This is a genomic window from Pseudoalteromonas translucida KMM 520 (assembly GCF_001465295.1).
Classification (GTDB): domain Bacteria; phylum Pseudomonadota; class Gammaproteobacteria; order Enterobacterales; family Alteromonadaceae; genus Pseudoalteromonas; species Pseudoalteromonas translucida.
In genome coordinates this window covers 2,657,599-2,672,317 of sequence record NZ_CP011034.1, presented here as the reverse complement: position 1 = coordinate 2,672,317, position 14,719 = coordinate 2,657,599, and the positions used below count along the sequence as shown (strand labels likewise).

Genomic DNA, 14,719 nt, shown 5'->3' with positions numbered 1-14,719 from the left:
ACGCACAGTCAATTCGTTTTTGGCAACAAAAACAAAAAATTCAGAATTCATTGAGCTGTCGAAAGACATAAAACTTTTTAATTGAAGAGTTTGATCATGGCTCAGATTGAACGCTGGCGGCAGGCCTAACACATGCAAGTCGAGCGGTAACAGAAAGTAGCTTGCTACTTTGCTGACGAGCGGCGGACGGGTGAGTAATGCTTGGGAACATGCCTTGAGGTGGGGGACAACAGTTGGAAACGACTGCTAATACCGCATAATGTCTACGGACCAAAGGGGGCTTCGGCTCTCGCCTTTAGATTGGCCCAAGTGGGATTAGCTAGTTGGTGAGGTAATGGCTCACCAAGGCGACGATCCCTAGCTGGTTTGAGAGGATGATCAGCCACACTGGGACTGAGACACGGCCCAGACTCCTACGGGAGGCAGCAGTGGGGAATATTGCACAATGGGCGCAAGCCTGATGCAGCCATGCCGCGTGTGTGAAGAAGGCCTTCGGGTTGTAAAGCACTTTCAGTCAGGAGGAAAGCGTGGTGGTTAATACCCATCATGTGTGACGTTACTGACAGAAGAAGCACCGGCTAACTCCGTGCCAGCAGCCGCGGTAATACGGAGGGTGCGAGCGTTAATCGGAATTACTGGGCGTAAAGCGTACGCAGGCGGTTTGTTAAGCGAGATGTGAAAGCCCCGGGCTCAACCTGGGAACTGCATTTCGAACTGGCAAACTAGAGTGTGATAGAGGGTGGTAGAATTTCAGGTGTAGCGGTGAAATGCGTAGAGATCTGAAGGAATACCGATGGCGAAGGCAGCCACCTGGGTCAACACTGACGCTCATGTACGAAAGCGTGGGGAGCAAACGGGATTAGATACCCCGGTAGTCCACGCCGTAAACGATGTCTACTAGAAGCTCGGAGCCTCGGTTCTGTTTTTCAAAGCTAACGCATTAAGTAGACCGCCTGGGGAGTACGGCCGCAAGGTTAAAACTCAAATGAATTGACGGGGGCCCGCACAAGCGGTGGAGCATGTGGTTTAATTCGATGCAACGCGAAGAACCTTACCTACACTTGACATACAGAGAACTTACCAGAGATGGTTTGGTGCCTTCGGGAACTCTGATACAGGTGCTGCATGGCTGTCGTCAGCTCGTGTTGTGAGATGTTGGGTTAAGTCCCGCAACGAGCGCAACCCCTATCCTTAGTTGCTAGCAGGTAATGCTGAGAACTCTAAGGAGACTGCCGGTGATAAACCGGAGGAAGGTGGGGACGACGTCAAGTCATCATGGCCCTTACGTGTAGGGCTACACACGTGCTACAATGGCGCATACAGAGTGCTGCGAACCTGCGAAGGTAAGCGAATCACTTAAAGTGCGTCGTAGTCCGGATTGGAGTCTGCAACTCGACTCCATGAAGTCGGAATCGCTAGTAATCGCGTATCAGAATGACGCGGTGAATACGTTCCCGGGCCTTGTACACACCGCCCGTCACACCATGGGAGTGGGTTGCTCCAGAAGTAGATAGTCTAACCCTCGGGAGGACGTTTACCACGGAGTGATTCATGACTGGGGTGAAGTCGTAACAAGGTAGCCCTAGGGGAACCTGGGGCTGGATCACCTCCTTATACGATTTAGAACTTATTTGTTCGTAGTGTCCACACAGATGATTGTTAATTGTAAAGAGAACAACACTTATTGTTTGGGTCTGTAGCTCAGCTGGTTAGAGCGCACCCCTGATAAGGGTGAGGTCGGTAGTTCAAATCTACTCAGACCCACCACTTTACTCCCATACATCGTTATGGAATATCTCGTTTAGTAAACTAAACGTCGATTTCCCACGCCTTGCCTGGAAGCAAAGTCGGTATACAAACAGTAAGACCAGCATATGTGGGGCTATAGCTCAGCTGGGAGAGCGCCTGCCTTGCACGCAGGAGGTCAGCAGTTCGATCCTGCTTAGCTCCACCACTTTACTTCTTAAAAATAAATATTCTTTATCGGGTCATAAACGACCTGAGAATGAAGTGTGTTTAATTTTGAGAAGTTTTTATTTCTCTTGCTCTTTAAAAATTTGGAAAAGCTGATAATAAAATTCTGATAGATACATTGTATTTATCAAGAGTTTTCAAAAGTAAAAAAAAGAATGGTAGCAGTACCATTCAGTGCCATTTAGTTAACTCTTATGAGTTGATTGATTGGTATCTACTTTAGTATTCAATATTGACTTCTGGCGAAGTTAAACTGTCACACAACAAAGACCCGTTTGGGTTGTATGGTTAAGTGACTAAGCGTACACGGTGGATGCCTTGGCAGTTGGAGGCGATGAAGGACGTATTAACTTGCGATAAGCCTAGTCAAGCTAGTAAAAAGCACTTGAGACTAGGATTTCCGAATGGGGAAACCCACCTGCTTGCAGGTATCGTTAACTGAATACATAGGTTAACGAGGCGAACGCGGAGAACTGAAACATCTAAGTACCCGTAGGAAAAGAAATCAACCGAGATTCCGAAAGTAGCGGCGAGCGAAATCGGAACAGCCCTTAAGCTTATTATGTGTTAATGGAAGGCTGCTGGAAAGCGCCACGATACAGGGTGATAGTCCCGTACATGAAAAGACATTTTAAGTGAAATCGAGTAGGTCGGAGCACGTGAAACTTTGACTGAATATAGGTGGACCATCATCTAAGGCTAAATACTCCCAACTGACCGATAGTGAACCAGTACCGTGAGGGAAAGGCGAAAAGAACCCCTGTGAGGGGAGTGAAATAGAACCTGAAACCGTGTACGTACAAGCAGTAGGAGCCCACTTGTTGGGTGACTGCGTACCTTTTGTATAATGGGTCAGCGACTTATATTTTGTAGCGAGGTTAACCGATTAGGGTAGCCGTAGGGAAACCGAGTCTTAACTGGGCGAATAGTTGCAAGGTATAGACCCGAAACCCGGTGATCTAGCCATGAGCAGGTTGAAGGTTGAGTAACATCAACTGGAGGACCGAACCCACTAACGTTGAAAAGTTAGGGGATGACTTGTGGTTAGGAGTGAAAGGCTAATCAAACCGGGAGATAGCTGGTTCTCCCCGAAATCTATTTAGGTAGAGCCTCGGACGAATACTTACGGGGGTAGAGCACTGTTAAGGCTAGGGGGTCATCCCGACTTACCAACCCTTTGCAAACTCCGAATACCGTAAAGTAATATCCGGGAGACACACGGCGGGTGCTAACGTCCGTCGTGAAGAGGGAAACAACCCAGACCGCCAGCTAAGGTCCCAAAGTCATAGTTAAGTGGGAAACGATGTGGAAAGGCCCAGACAGCCAGGAGGTTGGCTTAGAAGCAGCCATCCTTTAAAGAAAGCGTAATAGCTCACTGGTCGAGTCGGTCTGCGCGGAAGATGTAACGGGGCTAAACTATGCACCGAAGCTGCGGATTCATCTTAGGATGAGTGGTAGGGGAGCGTTCTGTAAGCCGTTGAAGGTGTACCGGGAGGTATGCTGGAGGTATCAGAAGTGCGAATGCTGACATGAGTAACGATAATGGGAGTGAAAAACTCCCACGCCGGAAGACCAAGGGTTCCTATCCCATGTTAATCAGGGTAGGGTAAGTCGACCCCTAAGGCGAGGCCGAAAGGCGTAGTCGATGGGAAACAGATTAATATTTCTGTACTCGATATAATTGCGATGGGGGGACGGAGCAGGCTAAGCAAGCATGGCGTTGGTAGTCCATGTGAAAGTGAGTAGGGCGTTTGTTTAGGTAAATCCGGACGAACATTAAACCTGAGACACGAGACGAGTCACTAAGGTGATGAAGTTGCTGATGCCATACTTCCAGGAAAAGCCTCTAAGCTTCAGATTATATGGAATCGTACCCCAAACCGACACAGGTGGTCAGGTAGAGAATACTAAGGCGCTTGAGAGAACTCGGGTGAAGGAACTAGGCAAAATCGTACCGTAACTTCGGGAGAAGGTACGCTCCTATCTGTGATGAGACTTGCTCTCTAAGCGGACGGGAGCCGCAGTGACCAGGTGGCTGGGACTGTTTATTAAAAACACAGCACTGTGCAAAATCGCAAGATGACGTATACGGTGTGACACCTGCCCGGTGCCGGAAGGTTAATTGATGGGGTTATCCTTAGGGAGAAGCTCTTGATCGAAGCCCCGGTAAACGGCGGCCGTAACTATAACGGTCCTAAGGTAGCGAAATTCCTTGTCGGGTAAGTTCCGACCTGCACGAATGGTGTAACCATGGCCACGCTGTCTCCACCCGAGACTCAGTGAAATTGAAATCGCAGTGAAGATGCTGTGTACCCGCGGCTAGACGGAAAGACCCCGTGAACCTTTACTACAGCTTGGCACTGAACATTGAACCTACATGTGTAGGATAGGTGGGAGACTTTGAAGATGAGACGCTAGTTTTGTTGGAGTCAACCTTGAAATACCACCCTTGTAGTTTTGATGTTCTAACGTTGGCCCCTGAATCGGGGTTACGGACAGTGCCTGGTGGGTAGTTTGACTGGGGCGGTCTCCTCCTAAAGAGTAACGGAGGAGCACGAAGGTTGGCTAAGTACGGTCGGACATCGTACGGTTAGTGTAATGGTAGAAGCCAGCTTAACTGCGAGACAGACACGTCGAGCAGGTACGAAAGTAGGTCATAGTGATCCGGTGGTTCTGAATGGAAGGGCCATCGCTCAACGGATAAAAGGTACTCCGGGGATAACAGGCTGATACCGCCCAAGAGTTCATATCGACGGCGGTGTTTGGCACCTCGATGTCGGCTCATCACATCCTGGGGCTGAAGTCGGTCCCAAGGGTATGGCTGTTCGCCATTTAAAGTGGTACGCGAGCTGGGTTTAGAACGTCGTGAGACAGTTCGGTCCCTATCTGCCGTGGGCGTTTGAGAATTGAGAGGGGTTGCTCCTAGTACGAGAGGACCGGAGTGAACGAACCGCTGGTGTTCGGGTTGTCATGCCAATGGCATTGCCCGGTAGCTACGTTCGGAACTGATAAGCGCTGAAAGCATCTAAGCGCGAAGCAGGCCTCGAGATGATTTCTCACTAGAGCTATAAGCTCTCTGAAGGGCCGTTGGAGACTACAACGTTGATAGGCAAGATGTGGAAGTGCTGTGAGGCATTAAGCTAACTTGTACTAATTACCCGTGAGGCTTAACCATACAACGCCAAACGCGTTTTATGTGACAGTTCAAGCAAGAAGTTAATATTGCTAAAGTAGATATTACTGAAGAACGACTTAAAAAATATTATCAGATATTTTCCAAATTTAGAGGTGACTCTTAGCGCGTAGCGTTAAAGTTGAGGCACCTTGCGTAAAGAAAATGGTAGCACTACGTGCTTGTCATTAATTCTTTGCACCATATTTGCTTGGTAACAATAGCGTTTTGGACCCACCTGACCCCATGCCGAACTCAGTAGTGAAACGAAACAGCGCCGATGATAGTGTAGCATTTGCTATGTGAAAGTAGGACATTGCCAGGCTCCAAATTTAGTCGAGAGACTTTAAATTGAATAAATTATAAAAAGAAGAAAATTGAAACGAATTTTCTTGGTAACAATAGCGTTTTGGACCCACCTGACCCCATGCCGAACTCAGTAGTGAAACGAAACAGCGCCGATGATAGTGTAGCATTTGCTATGTGAAAGTAGGACATTGCCAGGATTTAAATTAAAGAAACCCGTTACAGCAATGTAACGGGTTTTTTGCTTTTTAGAATTTATAAAGTAAGCACAAGCTATTTAAAAAGTGAAAGCGTACTTAATGCTTGCATGCTAAAATTCTGCTTTATATAACCGTGTAATTGAGGTTTCTATTGCCTACTACTGATTATCAACAAGTATTGAATGACATAACCCAAGAGGTAGCTCCTTTATTATCACAAGGTAAAGTGGCCGATTATATTCCGGCGTTGGCAGAGGTTGATCCCGAGCAGTTTTCTATTGCTATTTACACCACCTCAGGCGAAACATTTTGCGCGGGTGATTGTACGCAACAATTCACTATTCAATCTGTATCAAAAGTAATGACATTAACGCTAGCATTACAACGTTATGGTGATGAACTGTGGCATCGCGTGGGGAAAGAGCCATCAGGAACTGCATTTAATTCGCTTACTCAGTTGGAATTTGAAAAAGGCATACCTCGTAACCCATTTATTAATGCAGGTGCGATTGTAACCTGCGATGCTTTATACAGCCGCTTATCGGCTCCGATGCATACTATGCTTGAAACATTTCGGGCTTTATCGGGGAATAGGTGTATAGCAATAGATAAAAAAGTAGCAAACTCAGAATATGAGTTTAGGCATAGAAATGCGGCTATGGGGCATTTAATGAAGTCATTTGGTAACTTTGAAAACGAAGTAGATGACGTGCTTTGGGCTTACTTTAATTTTTGTGCTATTGAACTAAATTGTATTGAGCTGGCAAAAGCGTATAACTTTTTAGCTAATAATGGGATTGATAATACCTCAGGTAAACGGGTGTTACCGAGCCGTCAAACTAAGCAGCTTAACTCTTTACTCTTTACCAGTGGTTTATATGATGCAGCAGGTGATTTTGGTTATAGGGTAGGTATGCCGGGGAAATCTGGTGTGTCTGGTACGGTTTTAGCGGTATTGCCTAATAAATTTACGGTTGCGGTATGGTCACCAGGGTTAAACTCTTTTGGCAACTCGGTGGCGGGGATAGCAGCATTAGAGCTGCTATCTAAAAAACTCGATATTTCAATATTTTAAGGAGTTATAGCTCCTTAAAATATTATTTATCCCAGTAGACTAGTTCGAGGCAATCTTCGCGCTCTGGTAAACCACGCGATAAGCGAGGAGAGTGTTGCACTAATACTTCAAAGCTTGCTCTATTAGCGTATTTACTTATTTGTGACAATGACGAATAGGTAATTGCTTTTTGCTGGTGTTTTGCTGAGTTACTGACGTTTATTTTATGATAAACATTGGCAGATAAATCATGTAGCACAGCTGCTAATGCACAATCACCAGCACCATTGGTGTTTTTGATTGAATCAGGGCCACCCATAAATGGGGCTGTGTGGCTATAGGCTCTAATTGGATCATCGCAGTCAGCTTTGCGCATAGCACGTGAAAACTCATAACGATTAAAATCTGGGATTGCACCAGGTAATAATGTGTACTCGGTTTCGCGTTTTAATTGCTCGTCAACGTAACCTGCCATGAATAAGCCTTTTTCGCCAGCAGTACAAATTACCAAGTCGACCCAATCAAGCGCTTTATCAGCAGCTAAAAGGGGATCTTCAAAACCAGTAATTGCCAAGCCTTCCTCTTCGTTCATTGCAAGAATATCAACATGCTTTTCAACAAAGTTAGCCCACCAGGTTGGATCTTGTTCAATTAAGAATTTAGTTCCAAGTGTAAGTACCACTGGCACACCAGCATCATTAGCGTATTTAACCGCTTGTATGGTGGCTTCTGTCATGGTTTCTGCACCTTGAGTGCGCATTAAATAAGCACTGATCACCAACGCAGATGAATTTTCAATAAGGCTTTTATCGATTGATTCAGGGCGTAAGTGGTTCATTAACCCTGCACTGATAGCAAAGGTGCGCTCACCAGTTTCATCAATAAGTGTAAAGCAGCGACCAATTGGTCCATCTACTGGCTGTAAGTAATCTAAATCTACGCGGCTTGAGGTATTACATAAAAAGCGATAAGCATAACTGCCTATATTTATGTTTTCACTCATTACGCCCAATAGCACAGATCTGTCATCAGCAAGTACTGAATAGTTGTGCATAGTATTACCAACGGTTCCGCCAGCATACTCGTAGTCAACCATTTCATGTAACTTTAAACGCTCATATAAGGCGTTGGTGACGTCACTATCTATAACTTGTGACATGCCTCGTTGCAGCTTAAATTCATCAAGGAAAGCTTGGTCGACCTTGGCTTCGATATCGACAACGATCTGATCGATTCCGGTAATATAGCTACTGTGTAATCTTTCTGTGGCGTTAAGTTGATTCGTTAGTGGATCTTTGGCTTCCACTGGAAAATAATGTTTATGCCTGCGACGTCCAGGAAATTTCATTTGCTACCCGTATTGTGAGCTAAATAAAAAAAGCGTGAGATTATAGCGCGAATCCCCCCTTAGGAGCCACGATAAACCGTTTTAATTTGTTTTATTTTTGCAATATATACCGTAATTACGCACTTTAATTAGCTAACTTGATATAATTCATGCATAAAAAATAATTAAAGTAGATTCAATGAACGAGCCATTTGATGATAACTATTGGATGCAACAAGCGTTAACGTACGCAAAGCAAGCAGAACAACTAGATGAGATCCCTGTTGGGGCCATACTTGTTAAAGACAATCAGCTTGTTGCCGCAGGGTATAACCGTTCTATTACTGATAATGACCCATCAGCCCATGCTGAAATGATGGCTGTACGTAAAGGTGGTAAAGCACTTAATAATTATCGTTTAATTGATTGCACGCTTTATGTGACCTTAGAGCCATGCTCTATGTGCGCGGGGTTATTAGTGCACAGTAGAATTAAGCGTTTAGTGTTTGGTGCTGCAGATGCAAAAACAGGATCTGCTGGCTCGATTATGAATTTGTTGCAAGAACCTAAGCTAAATCATCAGGTGGAGGTATTAGGAGGAGTATTAGAGGGGCAGTGCGCTACTATTATATCTGACTTTTTTAAGCGCAGAAGAGCGCAAATTAAGGCAGCCAAAAAGGCTGCTCGTAATAGCAATGAACTTTAACTTGCAGCCATTAAAGCATCTAGCTCAGCCATTTTCTGCATTGCAAACATGCGGCGGCGCCAAATTATTTTTTTATGTAAATTACGCAGCATAACGCGGCGTCGAGTTGCTGTTGAGTTAATTGTTTTTCGTTTGAATCTTTGCGTGCGTTTACGTTTTAGCATGTTTTCTCCTAATGCAAGAATGAGAAATGCACAAATTATATCCAAATCACTCAGATGTTTATCATTAATTAATGTGAATATATAATTAACACACATTATTGAATATTTGATGACAAGTAAACAGTTTTTTAATTACTCAGGGCGTATTTATTAGAGTAATGAATTAGTTGTTATTATCGCCTGTTAATTTGCTATTTTGCTTCAACCTCTTCCCCAACATTAGGGGTAACTACTGGCGCTTCTGGTTTTTCTTCTATTGCGTTATTTTCATCAAGCCAAACTAGGGCATCGTAATAACGGCGAATATTATCAACATAGCTCACCGCAACATCACCTCGAGAATAGCCATAACGCGTTTTTCGGTAGTAACGTTTTTTAATTAGTAATGGTAAGCGCTTTTTAACATCGGCCCACTTATCAGGGCTTGCGCCTTGTTGTTTAGTAATAATGCGCGCGTCGTTTACATGTCCCCAGCCTACATTATAGGCAGCAAGTGCGAGCCAGGTTCTGTCTGGTTGTGGAATACGATCGGGGATACGTTTAATTAATTTACTTAAGTATTTTGCGCCACCGCGAATATTTTGCTCTGGCTCTAACCTATTAGTAACCCCAACTTGCTTCGCTGTATTGCGGGTTAGCATCATAATACCTCGCACCCCAGTTGGGGATTTTGCTCGTGGGTTCCACATAGACTCTTGATAGCTTAATGCTGCGAGTAAACGCCAATCAAGTGTTCCTGCATATTGTTCAAACCATGGTTGGTATTTAGGCAGTGTTTCTTTTATTGCTTCAATATAGGCAAGAGTATTTACATAGTTAAATTGACGAACGTGACCAAAGTATTTTTCTTCAAGTACATAAAGTTGATTATTTTGTTTTGCTTCACCAAAAAAAGGGACTAATAAAGCATAAAGCGAATCGTCATTTGATTTACGCAGCATCCACGCGATCGGGTCGTTATGCGTAATTGAAAAACCAATACTTAAATTAGGATGATAACGACGAAATAACGATAACGTGTGGGTGTCGGCTAAGGTGTAATCTATTTCGCCATCAATAACGGCTTGTAGTAACTCTTCTTCGTCAAATTCTTCGGTTTCGCTCCAGTTAAGTTCTGGGTTGCTTTTTTTTACTTTTTGTAAAGTAAGTGAGTGACTACTTTTAGCTATAACCATGAGATTACCAGTTAAATCATCATAGTCGCGTGGTCGCTCTATACCTTGTTTATACACTAGTTTTTGACTAATGGTTCGGTAGGTTGGGCCAAAACGATATTGTTGCGCACGTGTTTTATTATAGGTAAGGCCTGAAGCAATTAAATCGAGATCGCCGCTTTGTAGACGTGCAAACATGTCTGATAAATTAAAAAATGGAACAATTTCAAGCTCTACACCTAAATAGTCTGCAAAGGCCTGAGAAAGCTCATATTCAAAGCCTTGTTCACCTTGTACTGCCTGATAATAGTTACTGGCACTGGCTAATGTACCCACTCTAATTTTGTTTTGCGCTTTTATTTGGGCAAGTTGAGTCGACTGCTCTTGTATATCGCATGCACACAACAGCATAACTAAAGTAATAATTATGATTAGTTTTTCTTTCAACATTGTTTGCCTCTTTAACGCCCTAATCCCCGTTATAGCAAAACTTAGCCATTACGTCACTTAGCGTTTAGTTTTATTCGTTTAGAGTGACTGTAAATAAAGAAAAAAAGTTAATTTTATGAAAAGCGAAATTATGAGTTAAAACTAAGTGCTACTTAGACTATAATGTTGCCCTAAAATATCGTTCAATCCCTAACCCCGGATGAAATTATCTATGTTGATCCTTCGTGGTGCACCAGCACTTTCAGAGTTCAGAGTTAATAAAATTTTAGCGCGTTGCCAACAATCGCAACTTCCTGTCACCAACGTATATGCAGAATATGCGCACTTTGCCGATTTAACATCGCCATTGAGTAGCGCTGAGCAAACCAAGCTTGAAAAACTATTAAGCTACGGTCCAACTATTGCTGAGCATACCCCAGCAGGTAAACTTGTATTAGTAACACCTCGCCCTGGCACTATTTCGCCTTGGGCTTCTAAAGCAACCGACATAGCCCATAACTGTGGCTTAAAGCAGGTTCATCGTGTTGAACGCGGTATTGCTTATTATGTTGAAGGTGAGCTAAACGCAGAGCAACTTTTACAAGTAACGGCGTTATTACATGACCGTATGACCGAAGCAACCCATAGCCAGTTTGAAGATGCTGCGCAACTATTTCGCAGTGATGCACCGCGTCAAATGTCATCAGTAGACATTTTAAGTGGTGGACGAGAAGCGCTTGCAATTGCTAACGTTGAGCAAGGTTTTGCCCTTGCAGATGACGAAATAGATTACCTAGTAGAAAACTTTATAAAGTTAGGCCGTAATCCTAACGACATCGAATTGTTTATGTTTGCTCAAGCAAACTCAGAGCATTGTCGTCATAAAATATTTAATGCTGACTGGACAATTGATGGTGAAGAGCAGCCGAAATCGCTGTTCAAAATGATTAAAAATACTTTTGAGAAAAACCCTGAAAATGTATTGTCGGCATATAAAGACAACGCCGCAGTAATGAAAGGCTCAAAAGCGGGGCGCTTCTTCCCTAATGCGCAAGGTGAATATGCGTATCATCAAGAAGACATCGAAATACTGATGAAAGTTGAAACACATAATCACCCAACCGCCATAGCGCCATTTTCAGGTGCAGCTACAGGCTCAGGTGGTGAAATACGTGATGAAGGTGCTACTGGCCGTGGTTCTAAACCTAAAGCTGGTTTAGTTGGCTTTACTGTTTCTAACTTACGTATTCCTGGTTACGAGCAACCGTGGGAAAGTGATTTTGGTAAACCTGGGCGTATTGTTACCGCTTTGGATATTATGACTGAAGGGCCGCTTGGCGGCGCTGCATTTAATAATGAGTTTGGCCGTCCTAACTTGTTAGGTTACTTTCGTACCTATGAAGAGCAAGTGACAAGCCATAATGGCCTTGAGGTACGTGGTTACCACAAACCAATTATGCTTGCCGGTGGTTTAGGTAATATTCGCACAGACCATGTACAAAAAGGTGAAATTCCTGTTGGCGCTAAGCTTATTGCTTTAGGTGGCCCAGCAATGAACATAGGTTTAGGCGGCGGTGCAGCATCAAGCATGGCGTCTGGGCAATCAAATGAAGATTTAGATTTTGCTTCAGTACAACGCGAAAACCCAGAAATGGAACGTCGTTGCCAAGAAGTTATCGACAAATGTTGGCAGTTAGGTGATGAAAACCCAATTGCGTTTATTCACGATGTGGGCGCCGGTGGTTTATCAAACGCATTTCCTGAACTAGTAAATGACGGTGGCCGTGGGGGGAAGTTTCAACTACGCGATATTCCAAATGATGAGCCAGGTATGGCACCACACGAAATTTGGTGTAACGAATCGCAAGAGCGTTATGTACTTGCTGTAGGCGTTGAAGATTTTGACCGTTTTGAAGCTATTTGTAAGCGCGAACGAGCACAGTACGCGGTAATCGGCGAAGCAACTGCTGAGCCACACTTAACGGTTGCCGATAGTCACTTTGATAACAACCCTGTTGATTTACCGCTAGACGTATTATTAGGTAAAGCACCTAAAATGCATCGCGATGTAACCTCAAAGCAGGTTGTAGGTAAAGCACTTGATGTGACTAATATTAATGTAGCAGATGCGGCGCAGCGTTTATTACGCTTACCCACTATTGCAGAAAAAACCTTCCTTATTACAATTGGCGATCGCTCGGTAACAGGCTTAGTCGCGCGCGACCAAATGGTTGGCCCTTGGCAAGTGCCTGTGGCTAACTGTGCTGTAACCGCTGCTACATACGACACTTACCATGGTGAAGCTATGTCGTTGGGCGAACGTACTCCTGCAGCATTATTAAATTACGCTGCATCGGCGCGTTTAGCTGTAGCAGAGTCGTTAACAAATATTGCCTGTGCAAATATTGGTAGCCTTGAAAATATTAAGCTTTCGGCTAACTGGATGGCAGCAGCGGGTCACCCTGGTGAAGATGCTGGTTTATATGAAGCAGTAAAAGCCATAGGTGAAGAGCTTTGCCCAGCGCTAGGTTTAACAATTCCCGTAGGTAAAGATTCTATGTCGATGAAAACGACATGGAAAGATGAAGGTGATTCACAAGAGAAATCAGTAACATCACCGTTATCGTTAATTATTACTGCTTTTGGCCGTGTTGACGATGTACGTAAAACTGTGACACCACAGCTACGTACCGACAAAGGCGAAACATCACTTATTTTAGTTGACTTAGGTGCGGGTAAAAACCGCATGGGCGCATCAAGCTTAGCGCAGGTTTATAAGCAACTAGGCGATATAACGCCTGATGTAGATAGCCCTGAGTTACTAAAAGGCTTTTATAACGCCATGCAAGCATTGGTAGCTGATAGTAAGTTACTTGCTTATCATGACCGTTCTGACGGTGGTTTATTTACCACAGTTGCCGAAATGGCATTTGCTGGCCACACAGGTGTAACGGTTGATATTAATGGCTTAACAGGCAACGACATTGAAGCGCTTTACAACGAAGAGCTTGGCGCTGTTATTCAAGTGGCTAATAGTGATTTAGATGCAGTTAATGCGGTACTTAAAGATCATGGTTTAGCGACAATTAGCCATATTATAGGTACGCTTAATAGCGACGATGCGATTGTATTTAACCGCGGTAAAAATACCGTACTGAGTAACACGCGTACAGAGCTGCGTACTATGTGGGCAGAAACAACGTACCAAATGCAGGCGCGTCGCGATAACCCTGAGTGTGCTAAGCAAGAATTTGATGCTAAATTTGATGTTAAAGATCCAGGCTTAAACGTTAAGTTAAACTTTGACTTAAACGAAGATATAGCAGCACCGTATATTGCAACAGGCGCTAAACCACCAATGGCTATTTTACGTGAGCAAGGAGTTAACTCTCACCTAGAAATGGCTGCCGCATTTAATCGTGCTGGTTTTGCTGCCATTGATGTACACATGAGCGATATTCTAGAAGGGCGTTTATCGCTTGAGCAGTTTAAAGGCTTAGTGGCGTGTGGTGGGTTCTCTTACGGTGACGTATTAGGTGCAGGCGAAGGTTGGGCTAAGTCGATATTGTTTAACGACATGGCGCGTGAACAGTTCCAAAGCTTTTTCCACCGTGAAGATACCTTTAGTTTAGGTGTGTGTAACGGTTGCCAAATGTTATCTACTTTAAAAGAGTTGATCCCAGGTACTGAGCATTGGCCACGTTTTGTAACGAATAAGTCAGAGCGTTTTGAAGCACGTTTTAGCTTAGTAGAAATACAAGAAAATCCATCGGTATTCTTTAATGGTATGGCTGGTTCGCGTATGCCAATTGCTGTATCGCACGGTGAAGGTCATGCTGAATTTGCAAACGATAACGCAGTTAAAGCAGCATTAGACTCGGGTACTGTAGCGGTTAAGTTTGTAGATAACTACGGTAACCCTACAACGCAATACCCAGCAAATCCAAATGGCTCGCCAGAAGGGATTACAGGTATTACCTCTACCGATGGGCGTGCAACTGTAATGATGCCGCATCCTGAGCGCGTATTCCGTGCTGTTGCTAACTCTTGGCACCCAGATGAGTGGCGAGAAGATAGCCCGTGGATGCGTATGTTCCGCAACGCGCGTAAAAATGTAGGTTAATAACCTTACTGCTCAATTTAGGTTCATTTAAGTTGAGTATAATAAAAAGGCTGCCTTGTGCAGCCTTTTTTGTTTATGATTACCTAGAACCTAGAACCTAGAACCTAGAA

General features: G+C 44.1%; 6 protein-coding genes, 2 tRNA genes and 4 rRNA genes. 9 read left to right on the top strand and 3 right to left on the bottom strand.

Going from position 1 to position 14,719, the window contains the following annotated elements; genetic code table 11:
• The first annotated feature begins 78 nt into the window (after positions 1–78).
• The 7 genes from PTRA_RS12315 (at position 79) to glsB (ending at position 6,727) form a co-directional block, all read left to right on the top strand.
• Positions 79–1,614: ribosomal RNA gene (locus PTRA_RS12315) — 16S ribosomal RNA — on the top strand.
• Positions 1,615–1,690: 76 nt separating this feature from the next.
• Positions 1,691–1,767 (top strand) — tRNA-Ile (locus tag PTRA_RS12310).
• Positions 1,768–1,878: 111 nt separating this feature from the next.
• A tRNA-Ala gene (locus PTRA_RS12305) sits at positions 1,879–1,954 on the top strand.
• A gap of 306 nt (positions 1,955–2,260) precedes the next feature.
• Positions 2,261–5,149, top strand: a 23S ribosomal RNA gene (locus PTRA_RS12300).
• Between the two features lie 207 nt (positions 5,150–5,356).
• Positions 5,357–5,471, top strand: a 5S ribosomal RNA gene (rrf, locus tag PTRA_RS12295).
• Positions 5,472–5,537: 66 nt separating this feature from the next.
• Positions 5,538–5,652 (top strand): 5S ribosomal RNA (gene rrf / locus PTRA_RS12290).
• The 16S, 23S and 5S rRNA genes sit together here with 2 tRNA genes alongside, the layout of an rRNA operon.
• 151 nt (positions 5,653–5,803) lie before the next feature.
• Positions 5,804–6,727: a glutaminase B gene (glsB, locus tag PTRA_RS12285; RefSeq protein ID WP_011328992.1), complete on the top strand. Its 924-nt coding sequence runs from the start codon at positions 5,804–5,806 to the stop codon at positions 6,725–6,727.
• A 22-nt stretch (positions 6,728–6,749) separates the two neighbouring features.
• On the opposite strand, the gene PTRA_RS12280 is transcribed toward glsB, so the two are convergent.
• Entirely contained in the window at positions 6,750–8,054 is a 1,305-nt protein-coding gene (locus PTRA_RS12280) for an inosine/guanosine kinase (RefSeq protein WP_011328991.1), read from the bottom strand.
• A 178-nt stretch (positions 8,055–8,232) separates the two neighbouring features.
• On the opposite strand from PTRA_RS12280, the gene tadA reads away from it, so the two are divergent.
• The gene (gene tadA, locus PTRA_RS12275) at positions 8,233–8,739 is read left to right on the top strand and encodes a tRNA adenosine(34) deaminase TadA (RefSeq protein WP_058373990.1); all 507 of its coding nucleotides are present in this window, start codon (positions 8,233–8,235) and stop codon (positions 8,737–8,739) included.
• Here tadA and PTRA_RS19140 read toward each other — a convergent pair.
• Both PTRA_RS19140 and mltF read right to left on the bottom strand, forming a co-directional pair.
• The gene (locus tag PTRA_RS19140; protein ID WP_167376939.1) at positions 8,736–8,903 is read right to left on the bottom strand and encodes a hypothetical protein; all 168 of its coding nucleotides are present in this window, start codon (positions 8,901–8,903) and stop codon (positions 8,736–8,738) included. The two genes, tadA and PTRA_RS19140, sit on opposite strands and share 4 nt — an antisense overlap.
• Before the next feature lie 191 nt (positions 8,904–9,094).
• Complete coding sequence (gene mltF, locus PTRA_RS12270; RefSeq protein WP_058373989.1) at positions 9,095–10,507, bottom strand: membrane-bound lytic murein transglycosylase MltF; 1,413 nt, start codon at positions 10,505–10,507, stop codon at positions 9,095–9,097.
• A 211-nt stretch (positions 10,508–10,718) separates the two neighbouring features.
• Here mltF and purL point away from each other — a divergent pair, with 211 nt between their 5' ends.
• Positions 10,719–14,609, top strand: a complete 3,891-nt coding sequence (gene purL, locus PTRA_RS12265) for a phosphoribosylformylglycinamidine synthase (RefSeq protein ID WP_058374599.1) — start codon at positions 10,719–10,721, stop codon at positions 14,607–14,609.
• Positions 14,610–14,719: the final 110 nt, after the last annotated feature.

Bases quoted from the DNA above. Each gene is read 5' to 3' on its own strand.
- PTRA_RS12280 (WP_011328991.1), bottom strand. From the start codon at position 8,054: ATGAAATTTCCTGGACGTCGCAGGCATAAACATTATTTTCCAGTGGAA.
- tadA (WP_058373990.1), top strand. From the start codon at position 8,233: ATGAACGAGCCATTTGATGATAACTATTGGATGCAACAAGCGTTAACG.
- PTRA_RS19140 (WP_167376939.1), bottom strand. From the start codon at position 8,903: ATGCTAAAACGTAAACGCACGCAAAGATTCAAACGAAAAACAATTAAC.
- mltF (WP_058373989.1), bottom strand. From the start codon at position 10,507: ATGTTGAAAGAAAAACTAATCATAATTATTACTTTAGTTATGCTGTTG.
- purL (WP_058374599.1), top strand. From the start codon at position 10,719: ATGTTGATCCTTCGTGGTGCACCAGCACTTTCAGAGTTCAGAGTTAAT.